This window comes from Blautia sp. Marseille-P3201T (assembly GCF_900120295.1).
In the GTDB taxonomy this organism is placed as follows: domain Bacteria; phylum Bacillota; class Clostridia; order Lachnospirales; family Lachnospiraceae; genus Blautia.
The window spans coordinates 1-16,875 of the sequence record NZ_LT635470.1 but is presented as its reverse complement, the minus strand read 5'-3'; the positions used below and the strand labels follow the sequence as shown (position 1 = coordinate 16,875).

At 36.4% G+C, this 16,875-nt stretch carries 12 protein-coding genes, 1 tRNA gene and 1 rRNA gene; 3 read left to right on the top strand and 11 right to left on the bottom strand.

Annotated features, from left to right (window positions below):
• Positions 1-8: 8 nt before the first annotated feature.
• The 9 genes from BQ7352_RS08370 to BQ7352_RS08330 all read right to left on the bottom strand — a co-directional run bounded on the left by BQ7352_RS08370 (position 9) and on the right by BQ7352_RS08330 (position 11,617).
• A complete protein-coding gene (locus BQ7352_RS08370; RefSeq protein WP_072448712.1) occupies positions 9-3,182 on the bottom strand; it encodes a SpaA isopeptide-forming pilin-related protein in 3,174 nt (1,057 codons plus the stop codon).
• A gap of 25 nt (positions 3,183-3,207) precedes the next feature.
• Positions 3,208-4,083 carry a DUF5688 family protein gene (locus BQ7352_RS08365; protein WP_072448710.1) on the bottom strand — a complete coding sequence of 292 codons (876 nt, stop codon included), beginning with the start codon at positions 4,081-4,083 and terminating at the stop codon, positions 3,208-3,210.
• Positions 4,084-4,305: 222 nt separating this feature from the next.
• Entirely contained in the window at positions 4,306-4,863 is a 558-nt protein-coding gene (gene efp, locus BQ7352_RS08360; RefSeq protein ID WP_040351083.1) for an elongation factor P, read from the bottom strand.
• Between the two features lie 96 nt (positions 4,864-4,959).
• Positions 4,960-5,469: a YqeG family HAD IIIA-type phosphatase gene (locus BQ7352_RS08355; protein ID WP_072448708.1), complete on the bottom strand. Its 510-nt coding sequence runs from the start codon at positions 5,467-5,469 to the stop codon at positions 4,960-4,962.
• Between the two features lie 56 nt (positions 5,470-5,525).
• Positions 5,526-6,890: a citrate/2-methylcitrate synthase gene (locus BQ7352_RS08350; RefSeq protein ID WP_072448706.1), complete on the bottom strand. Its 1,365-nt coding sequence runs from the start codon at positions 6,888-6,890 to the stop codon at positions 5,526-5,528.
• A 137-nt stretch (positions 6,891-7,027) separates the two neighbouring features.
• Positions 7,028-9,208: a DNA topoisomerase III gene (locus BQ7352_RS08345; protein ID WP_072448704.1), complete on the bottom strand. Its 2,181-nt coding sequence runs from the start codon at positions 9,206-9,208 to the stop codon at positions 7,028-7,030.
• A 16-nt stretch (positions 9,209-9,224) separates the two neighbouring features.
• Positions 9,225-10,235, bottom strand: a complete 1,011-nt coding sequence (gene aroF, locus BQ7352_RS08340; protein WP_072448702.1) for a 3-deoxy-7-phosphoheptulonate synthase — start codon at positions 10,233-10,235, stop codon at positions 9,225-9,227.
• A 261-nt stretch (positions 10,236-10,496) separates the two neighbouring features.
• Positions 10,497-11,075, bottom strand: a complete 579-nt coding sequence (locus tag BQ7352_RS08335; protein ID WP_072448700.1) for a class I SAM-dependent methyltransferase — start codon at positions 11,073-11,075, stop codon at positions 10,497-10,499.
• 5 nt (positions 11,076-11,080) lie between these two features.
• Positions 11,081-11,617 (bottom strand): ECF transporter S component, encoded by a 537-nt coding sequence (locus BQ7352_RS08330; protein ID WP_072448698.1) that lies wholly within the window; start codon positions 11,615-11,617, stop codon positions 11,081-11,083.
• Positions 11,618-11,873: 256 nt separating this feature from the next.
• On the opposite strand from BQ7352_RS08330, the gene BQ7352_RS08325 reads away from it, so the two are divergent.
• The 3 genes from BQ7352_RS08325 to BQ7352_RS08315 all read left to right on the top strand — a co-directional run bounded on the left by BQ7352_RS08325 (position 11,874) and on the right by BQ7352_RS08315 (position 16,307).
• Complete coding sequence (locus tag BQ7352_RS08325; RefSeq protein ID WP_072448696.1) at positions 11,874-12,824, top strand: AAA family ATPase; 951 nt, start codon at positions 11,874-11,876, stop codon at positions 12,822-12,824.
• 22 nt (positions 12,825-12,846) lie between these two features.
• Complete coding sequence (locus BQ7352_RS08320; protein WP_072448694.1) at positions 12,847-13,947, top strand: DUF58 domain-containing protein; 1,101 nt, start codon at positions 12,847-12,849, stop codon at positions 13,945-13,947.
• An 857-nt stretch (positions 13,948-14,804) separates the two neighbouring features.
• Positions 14,805-16,307, top strand: a complete 1,503-nt coding sequence (locus tag BQ7352_RS08315) for a transglutaminase-like domain-containing protein (RefSeq protein WP_330390423.1) — start codon at positions 14,805-14,807, stop codon at positions 16,305-16,307.
• Between the two features lie 165 nt (positions 16,308-16,472).
• Here BQ7352_RS08315 and BQ7352_RS08310 read toward each other — a convergent pair.
• A tRNA-Trp gene (locus tag BQ7352_RS08310) sits at positions 16,473-16,543 on the bottom strand.
• 207 nt (positions 16,544-16,750) lie between these two features.
• Positions 16,751-16,875: ribosomal RNA gene (locus tag BQ7352_RS08305) — 23S ribosomal RNA — on the bottom strand; the annotation flags it as partial.

The window sequence follows — 16,875 nt, the reverse complement described above, 5'->3', positions numbered from 1 at the left end:
TTATCTCATTATTTTCTCTTCTTTCCTAAAGAAGCAATCATTAAAATACTTCCCATTGCCAAAATCCAAATCATACTGTGTGAACCTGTATTTGGCAGTTTCCCATTTACTGTATTCACGACAGTAAGATTGACTTCCCTATCCTTTTTGGTACCGCCAATGATAATAGAACCATTAGAATTGGCATCATAAGCTTTCTCATTCACGTAAACAAGAAAGCTATTTTTTATTGGATCACTTTCCACTTTTATTTTATAAATGACCGGACTCCCATCTGAATTTATAGGAAGCTTGTACCCTGTCGGTGCTTTTGTCTCTTTTAAATAGTACTCCTTGCCTGTCTGTACATTTTTAAACGACAGATTTCCATCTTTATCTGATACCTGTCTATCAACTACCACTCTGCACTCTTTATCTTCATATAAGGTAAATTCTGCACCTTCCAATACCTTATTTTTATTATTTACTTTACGGATATTCAGTTTGAATGGAGCTAATTTATTTTTCACAGTTAAAATACCATCTCCATTCTCTTCTTTTGCAAAAGAAACTCCCATATCCTCTGTGGTTTTTGTAAGAGCACGTACATAATTATCTGCGGTAACTTCAAATTCAAACACGCTGGTATTTGGTAAATATCCCTCAGCCGGAGACATTTCCACTACTCGATGTTTTCCTACAACCAGCCCTTGTAACTGAATTTCTCCTTTATCATCTGTTGTATAGTCTTTTGTTATCCCATCCGGCATGGTATGACGAAAGACCGTACCCGGAATACGTATCTTTGTTCCATCCTGCACCTTAACAATTTTTATACTTACACTGTCTTCCTCAACTTCCGGTGTTACGTAAACTTCACTTTCTTCTGCTCCTTCTGGTTTTATGTTTCTAATAAGCGTTACCGGATTAATGTGATACCCATTTGGCGCCTTCTTTTCTGTTATGACTAACGTTCCAACAGGAAGTGCCGGCATTCCTTTATCATTCATATAAAAACTGTCTCCGCTGATTAAAAAATTCTTATCAAACTGTATCACTCCCTTTTTATCCGTAGCAAATACCCACGTCTTATCTACCGTCTTTCCTAATGTTTCCGGATCTGTGTCCTCTGGATATTCCCCTTTATAAAATTTAAAAATAAACTCCGCACCTTTCAAACTTCCTTGTCCTGCAGGAATGGAATTTCCTGTATCTTTATCAACTTTTTTCAGCAATATTTTTATTGCCTCCAATCGTGGAGCTTCTTTTGATGTAATCTGATATTCCAATTTCCCCGAACTTGCAGGAAGAGTTACCTTGTAAACAGTTTTATCCAAGTAATATCCTTCGGATGCTTTACTTTCCTTCACATAGTATGTTCCCATCTTCAATCCTTCTTTTTCTGCATATCCCTTTTCATCTGTAATCATCTTATCTATATAATCTGTGCATTCCGGATCACTATATATGGAATATTCTGCTCCTTTTAAAGAATAAGCATTATTGTTATCTGTACACTCTGGATTTGCAGATTGCTTCTCCAACGTGATTTTTCCTACTTCTAATGGCTCTTTTGAATATAAATCCACACCGACATTGGGATAAGTACCTGCATTTCTACAGTCTGCCTCATAAATTGTAGTATCCAGTCCAAATCCTTCCGGTGCCTCTATTTCATGTATGTAATAATCCCAAAGGGGAATATCATTTAACTCTCCGTAACCATTCTCATCTGTTGTAATAATATATTCTGGAGAACCATTTTCAATATCGCTTGCATACCAATATACCCCATACTTTGCTCCGGCTAAAGACTTATCTGTGGCAGTTTGTGCAGACTTATGTATCCGAAGCTGTGCATATTTAATGTTCTCATCATGATAAAAAGTGGCATTATTCTCCGTGATTGTAATATCATGCCATTGGTCATCCAAAATATACCCTTTCGGGTTATATACTTCCTTTATCATGAATTTTCCCGTATAAGGAACATAACACCAGCCATAACCACTAGCATCCGTTACAATACATTCATGAAAATATTCCCCTGTTTCATAGCTCCATAATGTATATTTTGCTCCGGCCAAGTCATATGATGAGTTATTGCGTACTGCCCACTCTGCCCATTCACAACCATTCTGAAATTTGTTACCATCTATCCATGTTGTCTTATTCGTCGTAGGCTTTTTATAAACTTCTATCCACGGAGGTGTAAAGCTCGCTTTAAAAAATCCGCCAATTGTCTGTGCTCTTTGCCCCTTTGGACCTTTACAGGCAGCATGTACAAAAAATGTAGCGGAATTCCCTTCCTTTGCAATACATTCTATATACATTTTCGTAATAACCGGTACTCCCTGAAATGTATTGTTCACACTGGATAAGCATCCCATAAACAGCCAGTTCTTTCCTTCCGGTCCTGCTCCCCCTATATTGTTAAACATCGGATTTTCACAGTCTTTAATACTGACAATCTGTCCCTGTGAAAAGCTTTTATCATATTCCTTGCATCCTTCTACATCTTCCCATATATAAGAATCAGCATTATATTTGTTCGCAACATACCAAGTATCTGCATTACAATTCCAGATATCCCCTACATTTACCTTATTAATATCTCCATGAAGTGTAACAAGATTGCAGCCCTTTGGTGCAAATAAAACTGGTATTGTACCACTGGGAAAATTTTCCTGAAATGTATAAAAACTAATATTTCTTCTTCTGTCTTTCTGAGGTTTTACCTCATCCGGTACAAGATTTGTATAAAAAGCAGAGTCTCTGGGCTGCCATACTGTAACTGTCAAATCTTTCCCTGAATACTTACCGGGAATATCTATATATCCCTCTTTTTCATCGTAAGTACATTCTTCTGTAATCGGCACTTGTCCATAACAATGCATCCCTCGATTAATATCTACATCTAAAGAAATTCCATTTGCATTGTAATCATATACTTCCGGATTAGGGTTAATCACAGAGCGGATTGTTCCGTCCTCCAATATTTCACATGGTGACTTCACAATAAAATTTGAAAACACATCTTCTTCCTGTCCGTCATAAAGCAAATAATATACTTTTATATAATTTTTTTCCCGAACAGTTCCTGCCCGCGTCATAATGTTGTTTTTCAAAAAAACACCGGTAAAAGTCAGCAATGCCAATACAAAAACCAGCACTTTCCTTCTCCATTTTTTCTTATCTTTCATGTAGCATCTCCTTTCTTTTTCTTTGCTACATCATAAGGGCTTCTTTTTTACAATCGTAATAGTAGATTTCATAAGACAAAATTTCTTCATCTTCTACCTGACTGTCATTTACTTCTTTGACCATATTTTTTAATTCAATACGAGAATATTGTCCCTGATCCGGAACTAAGATACATTCATGAACACTACTTGGGAGTATATAGAAATTTTTCTTCAGAACTTTTGCGATATGATTTAAAACATGAGGATATAAGATTACTGCTGCTCCATAGTACTTTTCCTCGTTTGTCAGAATATACATGAGCTCCTCGCCTGCTATTTTTGGCTGTTCTCCACTTAACTCGGCAATTAAAGCTTCCATTCCCTGAATAGTATAAGGTAATTTTCTGCTGGTATTTAAAAGGGCATCTTTTACCAGCTGTTCTTTTCCAATTCCCCATGTATGAAGATTACAGTCATGAATAACAATCGATGCTCCATTTAATTTTCCACGTTCCAGCCGATAATAAAACACCACTGCCAAATCCAAATATTTCATGTGTGGCATATATTGAAGCTTTCGTTTATTCATATCATAATTTACCAGCTTATAATATACCCTTGTCCTTGCCTTCCTGTAATCTTCAAAATCCGCCAATGAAAATTCCTCCTGTTTCTCCGTTACTGACAACTGTAAAATCTGCACTGCTATTTCCTCCAAAGAAAGCCCCCCTTGGAAATCCACGTAAAAAGGCTTTAGATAAATCATAGGTGCTATTTTATCTCTTTTGTCTCGAATGACCAGAGCATCCAACTCAATTCCGTTATTTTTTTCTACGCGATGCAACGAAATATATTTTTCTCCTCCAGTCTTTTCTGTTAAAAGGTCCATTACGGCCTCTTTGAATGTTTCATACTCCATATACATTCTCCTTTTCTTAATTATTTTTTATATTAAGCAGCACAGAGAATGTAAAAAGACAGAATTTCTCCATACCACATAATATCTTTTTAAAATATCTTTGTTTTGGAATAAAATCACGAATGTGAAATGAATTTTAATCTTGAAATAGAATTTTAGAATTTAAATTTTTTATCGAAGTATATCGAAACAGCTAAACTGCTTCGATATACTTTATGTGTCTTATACTCTGGACAGATATTCACCTGTTCTTGTATCAATTTTAATAACGTCACCCTGGTTTACAAATAAAGGAACGTATACAGTAGCGCCTGTTTCAACAACTGCAGGTTTTGTAGCACCCTGTGCTGTGTTTCCTGCAAATCCAGGTTCTGTTTCTGTAATTTCCAACTCTACAAATAATGGTGGCTCAATAGCAAATACGCTTCCGTTATAGGAACATACTTTTACTGTTTCGTTTTCTTTAACGAATTTTAAAGCGTCTCCAACTGTATCCTGAGCAATAGCAATCTGATCATAAGTTTCATTGTTCATGAAGTTATACAAATCACCATCATTGTATAAATACTGCATATCCACACGTTCAATACGTGCCTGTGGGAATTTTTCAGTTGGTCTGAATGTTTTTTCAATAATTCCACCACTGATAACATTTTTTAATTTTGTTCTAACGAATGCAGCACCCTTACCTGGTTTAACGTGCTGGAATTCCATAATCTGTACTACATTACCATCAATTTCCAGTGTGAGACCGTTTTTAAAATCTCCTGCTGATATCATAATGATATTCCTCCTTATTTCGTCCATTGGGAAAACCCTTCGGTTTTTCCACTATACTTCATTCTATAATACATCCGCACAATTTTCAACTATTTTTTATCTTTCTTTTTTCTTTTGCTCTTTCTCATAGAAATAAAGTACGATTTTCTCCAATTTTCGCTTGAAAACAATCTGAATTTCTTCCTTCGGATGAATTGGCTTTACTAAAATATTATAAATTCCCGTTCTCTTTGCACCATAAACATCTGTAAAAAGCTGATCGCCTACAAAAACCGTGTCTTTTGCAGATGTCCCCATAATTTCCATTGCCTTTTGATAATTTTTTCTGGAAGGCTTATGGGCATTCTCAATAAACTGCACCTGTACTTTGTCATTAAAAGAACTGACTCTTTCATACTGATTATTAGATAAAAGGCAACACTGAAAACCAATTTTCTTTAAATTTTCAAACAGTGCAACAGCTCTTTCATCTGCCGGTTCACCATGCGGCACTAATGTATTGTCTATGTCAAAGATAACACCTCGATATCCCTCTTCATAAAGTTTTTGAAAATCAATTTTATAGGTAGACTCCATATATACATCCGGAAAAAATTTTTTAAACATCTCTTTTGCCCTTTCTTCCCTGTTTCTTCAATAGTAACAGGTGAGCATATAGTTTGTCAAATCCGATCCTGCAAAGGAGAATATTTTTGTGTTTCTAGTATATTTTTGTATGCAGGACGAATAATTTTATCAGTATTAATTAATTCCTCCATTCGGTGAGCGCTCCATCCTACTATACGTGCAATGGCAAACATTGGTGTATAAAGTTCAATAGGAAGCCCCAGCATACTGTACACAAACCCACTGTAAAAGTCTACATTTGCACTGACTCCTTTGTAAATTCTTCTCTCTCTTGCAATCACCTGTGGTGCCAGACGTTCTACCCTCGCATAGAGATCGTAATCTGCACTTCTTCCCTTTTCCTTTGCCAGTTTTTCTACAAACCTTTTGAAAATCTGTGCTCTTGGGTCTGAAATAGTATATACCGCATGCCCCATTCCATAAATCAGCCCCCTCTTATCAAAAGCTTCTTTATGCAAAAGTTTTGTCAAATAATTTTCTATCTCTTCTTCATCTGTCCAATCTTTTAAATTTTCTTTCATATCCTGAAACATACTGACTACCTTAATATTGGCGCCGCCATGCTTTGGTCCTTTTAAAGATCCTAACGCAGCCGCTATGGTGGAATAGGTATCTGTTCCCGAAGAAGACACTACATGTGTTGTAAAGGTAGAGTTGTTACCACCGCCATGCTCCATGTGCAGTACCAGCGCCAAATCTAAAATCTGTGCTTCCAATGGGGTATACTGCTTATCTGCACGCAGCATTAAAAGAATATTTTCTGCTGTTGATAAGTCTTTTCTTGGATTATGTATATAGAGACTTCCGTCTCTGTTATAGTGTTCATGTGCCTGATATCCATACACAGACAACATTGGGAAAACGCTGATTAAATTGATACATTGACGTAATACATTTGGTAAAGAAATGTCTTCCGGATTTTCATCATAAGAATATAAAGTCAATACACTTCTGGAAAGTGTATTCATCATATCTTGACTGGGTGCTTTCATAATAACATCTCTGACAAAATTAGTTGGAAGCTCTCTCTGATTTGCCAGAATTTCACTAAATTCCTTCCACTGCTCTTTATTTGGTAATTTCCCAAAAAGCAATAAATAAGCAGCTTCCTCAAAGCCAAATCTCTGTTCCTTTAAAAATCCGTCTGTCAAGTCTACAATGTTAATTCCTCTATAATATAATTCACCATCACAGGGAATTTCTTTGCCATCTACTATTTTTTTCTGTACAATATTAGAAATCTGAGTCAACCCGGCCAGCACACCTCTTCCATTTAAGTCTCTTAGTCCTCTTTTGACATCATATTTTTGATATAAATCTGTATCTATGATACTGTTTTCTTTACAAAGCTTGGTAAGCTGCTCAATTTCCGGTGTAACTTTCATATTAAATCCTGACATATATCATTCCCCTTTCCGCCTTACTTTAGTGTGGTATCATATTAGCACACAAAATCTGCAATGACAAGAAAAATTTTTATAAATTGGGGTATATAACAGAAAAAGAGATTGCCACATTTTGGACAATCTCTTCTTGTTTATTTTAAATTTAGTTTTGCAAATGCATCTGCAAACGCATTATTTATTGGCTCCTGCGCTTCTTTTTTCTGCTTATTCAAATATCTCTGTACATCTTTTTTACTGACTCCAGCTCCTTCCTTTTCCCTGCGTTGTTTAAAGCTGGACAGTTTTTCCTTATATCCACAAGTAGCACAGATAAAAGTATCTTCTTTTCCTTTTACATACATCTCCATTTTTCTGTGACAATTTGGACATCTGGCATTTGTCAGTCTGGAAATTGTCTCCCTGTGTCCACATTCTCTGTCCTGACAAACCAACATTTTACTGTTTTTCCCATTGACGGCCAACATACGTTTTCCACATACAGGACATTTTGTGTTTGTCAGATTGTCATGGCGGAATGTACCGTTTGCACCTTTTATTTCTGCCGTAATGTCTTCTGTATATGCAGAGATTTCTTTTAAAAAGACATCCTTATTCAACTTTCCTTCTGCAATTTTAGACAGTTTCATTTCCCAATCCGCTGTAAGTTCCGGCTTTTTTAAATCCTCAGGAACCAATTCTAAAAGCTGTTTTGCTTTAGATGTAATATGGATTTCATTTCCTTTCTTTTCCATAAGAAATGTATGAAAAAGCTTCTCAATAATATCGGCTCTTGTGGCAACAGTTCCAAGACCACCTGTTTCACCCAGAGTTTTGGCTGCTTTTTTATCCTGTGTTTCCATATACTTTACAGGATTTTCCATAGCAGAAAGTAACGTTGCTTCTGTAAATGCTGCCGGTGGCTTCGTTTTTCCTACAGTCAGCTCTGCTTGCTCTATTTTCAGTGTTTCTCCCACTTTCAGTTCCGAAAGCTTTTGAAATTCTTCTTCATCTTCTTCTGACCATGTTCCTTCATAAGCCTCTTTCCAGCCAATATTTTTTACAATTTTTCCCTGTGCTGTAAATATTTCTCCTGACACTTCTGCTTTCATGGTAGTCTGTTCATACTCAAATGGAGGATATAATACACTGAAAAATCTTCGAACAACTAAGTCGTAAATTTTGCGTTCCTCACTGGTCATATGCTCTAACTGTACAAACTGCTCTGTAGGAATAATTGCGTGATGATCACTGACTTTCTTGTTATCTACAAAAGAAGCGTTCCCTTTCACGGGCTTCATCGAAAGCATTCCCGCTATTTTTTTATACGGTCCTACTGCACATGCCTTTAATCGCTCTTTAATCGTAGGAACAATATCTGTTCCAATATATCTGGAGTCTGTTCTGGGGTATGTAAGCACCTTATGATTTTCATAAAGCCGCTGCATAATATTCAAGGTTTCCTTTGCAGAAAAACCAAATTTTTTATTAGCATCTCTTTGCAGTTCTGTTAAATCATAAAGTCCCGGAGCAGGTATTCTCTTACTCTTTTTCTCCACAGAAACAACTTTTAATAAGTCACTGTTTACTGCATTTTTTATATTTTCCATTCTTTCCTTATGAAAAGAACGTGTACTGTTACTTTTTTTATCCTGCCATTTCCAGCGCATATTTCCAGCTTTTAAAGTAATGCCATAAAATTCTTCCGGCTGAAACTTTCGAATTTCCTCTTCTCTTTTGGCTATCATTGCCAAAGTAGGTGTCTGTACACGTCCACAGGAAAGCTGAGCATTATACTTGCAGGTCAGCGCTCTTGTAGCATTGATACCTACCAGCCAATCGGCTTCTGCCCTTGATACAGCTGCCGCATACAGATTTTCATAATCTTTTCCCGGTCTTAAATGTGCAAATCCTTCTTTAATAGCTTTATCTGTGACAGACGAAATCCAAAGACGCTTCACAGGTTTTCTACATCCGGCTTTCTCCAAAATCCATCTGGCAACCAGTTCACCTTCACGCCCCGCATCTGTTGCGATAATAATTTCATTTACATCTTTTCGATACAACTGGGTTTTCACTGCCTGATATTGTTTTGCAGTCTGTTTAATAACAACTAAATCCATTTTCTTAGGCAGCATAGGAAGGTATTCTAAATTCCACTCTTTATATTTCTTATCGTATTCTTCCGGATCTGCTAAAGTTACCAAATGCCCCAGAGCCCATGTAACTATATACTTTTCTCCTTCCAGTGCTCCATTCTGCTTTTTACCACATTTTAAAACTCTTGCAATATCTCTGGCAACAGAAGGCTTTTCTGCCAATACCAGTGCTTTCATTCTCAGTCCTCCTGCATTACATCTCTTTTTGGAAAAATTCTGTTGTTCTTCTGACTTTTTTCATCAACTCTTCAAAGCTCTTTGGTGTCAAAGACTGCTTTCCGTCACAAAGTGCTTTTTCCGGATTATTATGCACCTCAATCATTACTCCATCTGCTCCTGCAGCAATAGCAGCCATAGTAAGAGGCTCTACCATAAAACGAATACCTGCTGCATGACTTGGATCTACAATTACGGGAAGATGTGTTTTTGATTTCAGCATAGGAATGGCTGAAATATCTAAGGTATTTCTCATAGAAGTCTCAAATGTACGAATACCTCTCTCGCAGAGAATAACTTTTTCATTTCCCCCTGCCATAATATATTCTGCACTCATCAAGAGCTCCTCTAATGTATTTGCCATACCTCTTTTTAACAAAATTGGTTTATCTACTTTTCCCAGCTCTTTTAACAGCTGAAAATTCTGCATATTTCTTGTTCCTACCTGAATAACATCTACATCTTCAAATAATGGAAGATGTTCAGCACTCATAATCTCTGTTACAATCGGAAGCCCTGTTGCTTTCTTAGCTTCTAAAAGCATTTGCAGTCCTTCATTTTCAAGTCCCTGAAAAGAGTAGGGAGAAGTTCTGGGTTTAAAAGCTCCTCCTCTTAGCAATCCTGCACCTGCCATTTTTACATCCTTGGCAACTTCTGTCATCTGCTCTCTGCTTTCAATAGAACACGGTCCTGCAATTACCTGAAAATGTCCCCCGCCAATTTTTCTTCCAGCCACATCAATGACTGTATCATTAGGGTGCATATCTTTATTTGCTTTCTTATATGGTTCTTTAATTCTCTTAACAGACTCTACAACTTCTAAAGCTCCTAACCATTCTGCGTCAATTTCTGTTGTATCTCCAATCAATCCAATTAGGGAAGCATTGGCTCCATCTGATAAATGGAGTCCTAATCCCATATCTTTCAGCTGCTGCTTCAAGCTTTCCACCTTATTTTCATCTGCTCCTTTTTTTAATACTAAAATCATAGTCTTTTCCTCCTCCGAAATAAAAAGCCGATGTCTGCTGTATGCAAACACCGGCGCTTCATCACTTACTAAAATGATTGCAACTCTAAATGTTTATTACAGCAGAAAATACCCGCACTATAAAAATAGCCCAGGTAAGAAAAATAATACTTTTTATTTGTATCAATTTTCTTCTGCTTCATCATCACATTTTCCTTTTCTTTCTAAAAATTATATTTATCATATAACTGTTTTTTTTATTTGTCAATAAATTTTAGTATTTTAAAGTGCAAGAGTACCTGAAAACATATAAAATTCCTGTATATCAATTAAAATATCTATATTAAAATATTTTTTCCAGTATTTACTTTCTTCCTCTGCTGATAATAGATGCGAAGTAATCTCTTTTGGCACATTTGAATGATGTAAATTAATTATTTCTTTCCCTGCTCCGTGCGCCACAACAAATCTCCCATCTGGCGTTAATAATTGTGACACTTTTGCGACCAACTTTTCTTTATCTATAAAATGAGGATATGCGTTATAAATCATAATACAATCATATTTCTCATCTTCTATTTCAAAAAAATCACCACATCTTACATCAAATAAAGGATTGTCTTTCACTTTATTGTTAGCAATTTCCACCATCTTTTCCGATATGTCAACTGCTGTTACATGCTCTGGATTTTTCTCCTGTAAAGCCGCAAACATAGCTCCTGTACCACAAGCAACATCCAAAATATGCGTATGTTCTTTTATACCGCTTAAAAATACAATACACCTTCTGATTTCATCTATGGGTAAAATATCTTCATCCCAATTATCTGCCATCTTATTAAAATAACTTTTTATATCCATAAATATTATGCCCTTTCTCTACCTACTACCCCTGACTTTTGCAATGCAAAGACAAGAACCGGAACAAAAATCAACTGAACAATAATTCCCGGGAGGCAAGTAACAAAACTGGATGTTATAAAAATTTTAAAGCTATACTGTCCCACATTAAAAATAAGCGCTTTTAAAATTCCGCTGACAATTCTTCCTGCTATCATTGCGATAATCAAAGAAATATATACATTTATAATCTGCTTTCCTGTGTGAATAAATTTAATACAAATACCTGTTAACACTCCGTAAACTGCCAGCTCACAGACCATTGCCGGTAAAATTGCTGCCGGTGGCATTCCTGTAAAAAGACTTGACAAAACAGGTGTTAAAAATCCACAAATCAACCCATATTGCCATCCACACAAAAGCCCGCAAATTAACACCGGAATGTGCATGGGCAGAAAAATACTGCCTGCATTTTGAATAGTATGAAAAGCCATTGGAAGAATAATTCCAAGAGCTACGCACATCGCTGCCATCACTAATTTTTTTACTTGATTTTCTTTCATCTTTTTCTTTCCTCATCTTTCTTTTCATGTTGTTTTCAATTATATAGATATCCATTACCGTCCACAAGCCGGAGTAGGGGTTGTATTTTCCTGCTTTTTACAGAACTCTTTCCATCTTTATTTTTTCCATTTTTCCCCCATCCTGTAACCCCATCCCCCGGATATACATCTGCTTCTCTCATTTTATTTATAAATAGACTGACTATTTCACAAGATTATGGTATAATTTTATATATTTCATACAGGAGGATTTTTTATGGACACCAATACTACTCTTGCATATAAAGTCATTCAGGAAGTGCAAAAAGCCGTAATCGGAAAAGATAAATGTATTGAAAAAATCATGATGGCTATTTTAAGCAACGGGCATATTTTGCTTGAAGATGTTCCTGGTGTAGGAAAAACTACCATGGCTCTTGCTTTTGCCAAAGCACTAAATTTAAAAGAAAACCGTTTAACCTTTACACCGGATGTTCTTCCCGCTGATTTAACAGGATTTACCATGTATCGAAAGGAAACAAATGAATTTTATTATCAGCCCGGAGCAGTGATGTGCAACTTATTTTTGGGAGACGAAATCAACCGTACCTCTCCCAAAACACAGTCTGCCCTTTTAGAGGTTATGGAAGAGGGGCAAGTCAGCGTTGACGGAGCTACACATCCTGTGCCAAAGCCATTTATTGTAATGGCTACACAAAATCCTGCCGGCTCTGCCGGAACTCAACTTCTTCCCCAATCTCAGATGGACCGCTTCAGCATTTGTCTGCAAATCGGTTATCCGGAACAAAACGAAGAAATTTCTATTTTAAAAGGCAGATTGGCAGAAAATACCATTGAGACCGTACAACCTGTTTTAAATGCCAGACAACTGATACAGTTACAAAAAGAATGTCAAAATATTTTTATTCACGATGTTATCTATGAATATATCGTGGCTCTTATTCACGCCACACGAAATCATCACTTAATTGAACTGGGTGTAAGCCCAAGAGGTACTCTGGCTCTGACACGAATGGCTCAGGCAAGAGCCTTTTTACACGGATTTAATTATGTACGTCCGGAGGATGTGCACAGCGTTTTCTGTGATGTTTGTACACATCGTATTCTTATCAGCTCAAAAGCCCGCATAAGCAAAGTGTCTGCCTACTCTATTTTAAAAGAAATTTTAGCTGCCACACCTTCTCCGTCTGTGCGAAGCAGACATTAAAGTCTACAAGAAAGGATGTTTTATGGTTTTTAATCTCATAACTTTTTTACTGCTTCTTCTATGTCTTTATCTTGCAATTTTATATCAAAGTACAGCTGCCTGTGCTCTGTTTCTCTTTCTTTTTATAGACTGGATACTGGAGCTTATGATTTTACTATACAGCCGCAGACATTTAAAAGTTGAATTGCCTGACATTATCATTAACGACAACGAATCAAACAAGCTTTTAGAATTTCATTTACAGGCACAAAATACCGGAGTTTTTCCCATGCCTTATATTCGGCTGAAATGGCATTTTACAGATGCTTTTCAAAATAAAATTTCCCTGCCTGATTACTGCTTTTCCCTAAATGCGAGAAAAACCAGTGTTCTATCAGGCAATATTGCCAATGATTACTATGGGAAATTTCATTTACAGACGAATAAGGTCCGAATATACAGTTTTACACACCTGCTGAGTCTATCCGTGGCTTGTAAAGCAAAGTCTGATATTCTTTTTTATCCTTCCCCTTTTGTAATTCCTATACAACTAAGTGAAGGAATACGATTTTTTTCAGCAGAATGTGACGGATTTGAGGAAATTGTTTCCGGTGCAGGCTCTTACCACACAAGCGATATACGGGAATTTCTTCCCGGCGACAAGCTAAGACAAATTCACTGGAAGCTCAGTGCACGTACAGACCAGTTATTAGTAAAAGAAACCGGCAGACCAAAGGGCTTCCCTATACTTCTTTTCTTAGAGAAAGGAAAGTCCGATAAAAAGGCCTCTCCTTCGCAATACAGTACTTTTTTGCAATATGCAGCCTCTCTTTCTTACTCTTTCCTCTATTACGGCTGCAACCATTTTATTGTATGGTATAACGAAAAAGAACATGCCCTTCTTCGTATCCCCATTCGAAATGAAGAAGATTACCTTTCTTTTTTGCATCAATTACTGTATGAAACCCTTACAGCTTCAAAAGAAAACCTGTATTCTCTGTATTCCTGCACCTATCCTTGTGATACTTATTTTACAACCTTTCTCTTAAATACAGATTTACAGATTTATCAAAATCAACAGCTTCTTTTAGATTGTTCCGGCAACACTTCGGAAGCTTTGAAAAACAACACACTTATTTTATAAAGGAGATACTCATGAAAAAGAAAGACAAGCCTTCTATTTCCATAATTATACCAAAAGAAAAACACGCAGTCGGTGTACCTTCTTCTTTTTATTCCTTTTTTACCCTTTTTACTTTTGCTTTGGGTATTTATTCCAGTCTTTTACTCATGATTTCTTCTGCTGCTTTGAATTACAAAATTATACTAATACTTGGATTGTTTTCCTTCTTTTTAACGATTTTACAAAAAATCAAAAAACTTCCTGTACGTTTTCTTGCCTCTGTACTTCCTTATGTCTTTACTCTTTATTTATACAGAAAACGCTTTTTTACACAGGGAAATTCCTTTTTACACAGGCTTCAGATACTTTTTCAGGAGGAATATTTAAATGCCTCTGCAACAACTGTAAAAAAAATAGATTTGAATTTCCTTTTTCTTGCAGTCACTTATCTTTTTTTACTCCTGCTTTCGCTGTTGCTGCAATATAAAAAATCTTTTCTGTTTTTTGTATTATTAAGTCTTCCTGTTTTTTTGAACTTTTTCTTGGGTGTTTCCCCATCCTATTTATCCATAGGATGTATAATCGGTGCCTGCCTTTTCTGGTACTCGACAAAACCCATAGCTCTTGTTCTTGCCTTAGGACTTTATTTTATGTGTATCCGATTTCTTGTTCCGCATTTTGCTCCTGAAGTTTTTAAATACAACCATGCGGTTCACAAGACAGTCAACGAGTTCACTGACAATTTTAGTAAAACTTTTTTACCACAATCCCAAAATACAAAAAGTTCCTCTTCGAAACCGTTTTTTTCTTTTGAACAGGAGAGTTCTAATAAACAGCTGACTTTAAGTAACCGAGCGCCGGTATATAGCAGGCAGACCATGTTTGAAATAACATGTAAGGAAAAACCTTCTTCTCCCTTGTATTTACGAGGATTTGTCGGACAGGATTATGATGATGCTGTATGGAGCGCACCAGCTTCAGACTCGTGGGACAGCTTTTATGAAAAGAACCGACTTTCAGATGATGAACTCCAAAATTTCTTTTCTCTGCCTTACACAATGGGAAAAGAAAACGCACCTGATAAAATTACATCCCTTTCTGTGGTGCCTAAATTTGCACAGAAATTTACCTATTTTCCTTATGGTGTAAAACTATCAAAAAATACTATTTTTGATGATACCTATGCAATAGAAAGTAAATTTTCTATGCCTCATAAGCTTTCCTATTATCCACTTTCTCTTACATCAGCATCCTTACTTTTTACTTCCGAAAGTGGTGTGCCAAAGAAATACCAATCTTTGAATAAAAACTATGGAAATTATGTACGACAGAAATACATGGATGACGACTCAGAAATTTCTTCCAGATTAAAAATTGACCTTTCGGGATTTCCTGTTTACACTAATATAAGTGACAATCCTGACTTCGATACTATCCAAGAGGCCGCAGAAGAAATACAAAATTTTCTAAAATCTAAGGCATCGTACAGCCTTTCTCTTGCACCGGTATCTTCAGACAGCAACTTTTTATATGAATTTTTATATGAACAACACCGGGGATTTTGCGTACATTTTGCTACCGCAGGTACTTTATTATTTCGGATGTATGGAATTCCAGCCAGATATGTCACCGGTTATGTGGCACAACCTGAAGACTTTACTAAGAAAGATAGCAAAACTTTTACTTGTAATGTGAAAGACAGTTCCGCCCATGCATGGACGGAAGTTTATATTGGAAACGGTATCTGGGTTCCGGTGGAGGTCACTCCTCCCAGCTCTGTTAATGAAAACACAAATATTTCTACAAATACACCAGAAAACAGCATTCCGAATACAGAAGTTCCACCGTCTTCGGAAAATCCTGAGACAACCAAACCTGACTCTCAGGAGAAAAATACGAATTCAGAAACTGAAAAACCTTCTGAAACCAAAGCACAAAAGCAAAATAAACCTGAAAAAAAGAATTATCTGTTTATTTTCAAATTTTTGCTGGGATTTTGTATTCTCCTATTGCTATTCGTTTTGCGCTATCAAATTTTGTACAAAAAAAGAATAGGCTACTTTGTCCATAGCCGCACAAAAAGTTATTTTCTGCTTTATCAAAATCTTTTAAAACTATGGCAAGCAGAATTTAAAATTTCTGAAAAAGATTTAGCTGCTTATGACTGGAAGCAAAAATTCACGAAACAACTTCCTGAGGAAAAACAAAATTCCTTTGAAAAACTATGCAACGAAGCAGAAGAAATATATTTTGGAAATAAAAAGCCTACAAAGCAGCAAATCCGCACACTGCGTTTTGCTTATCGTAAATCACAAAAAGCTTTTCTTAAGAAACTGCCCAAAACAAAATATTTCTATTATAAGTTTATAAAGGTTTTATAGCAATCTCATTTCTATAAAAATGGCTGTCACAGAAAATATATCTCAATATATTCCCCGTGGCAGCTTTTTGCTTTAAACTTAAAGTACCTATTATTGTGATTACTTTTTAATTACCCTAAAATTGAGAATACAAAAAAACTCCAGCAAATACTGGAGTTTTTAAAGCAGGGGATGAGGGATTCGAACCCCCATCGACGGTTTTGGAGACCGGTGCTCTACCATTGAACTAATCCCCTATATAAAATTGATATATACCTTCAAAACTACATATATAAAACGAAACTTTCCAACTGCCGTTCTGCTTAGTCCGCTTAGCAACCGTCACTCATAAGCTTCGCTTATTTCGTGTCCTTTGCTTCGCAAATGGCTTCGGTCTGACTTCCGCTTCATGGAATGTAAACATTCCTTAAGCTCCTGTCTTCCCCCGCCGCTTCCTAAACGATTAGGTCAAGCCCTCGACCGATTAGTAGCAGTCAGCTCCATACATTGCTGCACTTCCACCTCTGCCCTATCTACCTCGTCGTCTTCAAGGGGTCTTACTTCTTTCGAATGGGATATCTCATCTTGA

Coding starts and splice junctions, on each gene's coding strand:
- BQ7352_RS08350 (WP_072448706.1), bottom strand. CDS start 6,890: ATGTCAGGATTTAATATGAAAGTTACACCGGAAATTGAGCAGCTTACC.
- BQ7352_RS08335 (WP_072448700.1), bottom strand. CDS start 11,075: ATGGATATAAAAAGTTATTTTAATAAGATGGCAGATAATTGGGATGAA.
- BQ7352_RS08365 (WP_072448710.1), bottom strand. CDS start 4,083: ATGGAGTATGAAACATTCAAAGAGGCCGTAATGGACCTTTTAACAGAA.
- BQ7352_RS08330 (WP_072448698.1), bottom strand. CDS start 11,617: ATGAAAGAAAATCAAGTAAAAAAATTAGTGATGGCAGCGATGTGCGTA.
- BQ7352_RS08325 (WP_072448696.1), top strand. CDS start 11,874: ATGGACACCAATACTACTCTTGCATATAAAGTCATTCAGGAAGTGCAA.
- BQ7352_RS08355 (WP_072448708.1), bottom strand. CDS start 5,469: ATGTTTAAAAAATTTTTTCCGGATGTATATATGGAGTCTACCTATAAA.
- efp (WP_040351083.1), bottom strand. CDS start 4,863: ATGATATCAGCAGGAGATTTTAAAAACGGTCTCACACTGGAAATTGAT.
- BQ7352_RS08370 (WP_072448712.1), bottom strand. CDS start 3,182: ATGAAAGATAAGAAAAAATGGAGAAGGAAAGTGCTGGTTTTTGTATTG.
- BQ7352_RS08315 (WP_330390423.1), top strand. CDS start 14,805: ATGTTTGAAATAACATGTAAGGAAAAACCTTCTTCTCCCTTGTATTTA.
- aroF (WP_072448702.1), bottom strand. CDS start 10,235: ATGATTTTAGTATTAAAAAAAGGAGCAGATGAAAATAAGGTGGAAAGC.
- BQ7352_RS08320 (WP_072448694.1), top strand. CDS start 12,847: ATGGTTTTTAATCTCATAACTTTTTTACTGCTTCTTCTATGTCTTTAT.
- BQ7352_RS08345 (WP_072448704.1), bottom strand. CDS start 9,208: ATGAAAGCACTGGTATTGGCAGAAAAGCCTTCTGTTGCCAGAGATATT.